Source organism: Halalkalibacter flavus, from assembly GCF_036663575.1.
GTDB classification, from domain to species: domain Bacteria; phylum Bacillota; class Bacilli; order Bacillales; family Bacillaceae_D; genus Halalkalibacter; species Halalkalibacter flavus.
This window is the reverse complement of record NZ_JAWRVK010000299.1, coordinates 1-258: the sequence shown is the minus strand read 5'-3', so window position 1 is coordinate 258 and position 258 is coordinate 1. Positions and strand designations below refer to the sequence as shown.

The following is a 258-nucleotide window of genomic DNA, read 5'->3' as shown; positions in this document are numbered from 1 at the left end:
CGGCGCGGGGAGGTCCGCGAAAGAGAGACGGCCCAGCAGCAGAAACGGGTGGCGGAGGAGGAGCGGGAACGCGCTGACGAGCAGCGGAAGATCGCGGAGAAGATGGAGAAGTTGGCTGGCGATCGGGCCACGGAAGCGGAGGACGCGCGGGCGGAGACCGCCGAACAACTCGCCGAAGTCCTGCGGCTCTCGGACATCAAACGGTTGGCGGAGATCGAGAGCCAGGCCGCGGCACTGTGGCCCGCGGTGCCCGACCAG

General features: G+C 69.4%; 1 pseudogene. It reads left to right on the top strand.

The window, feature by feature from the left end:
* Positions 1-258 (top strand): annotated as a pseudogene (locus tag SAY88_RS25255) (hypothetical protein); the annotation flags it as partial.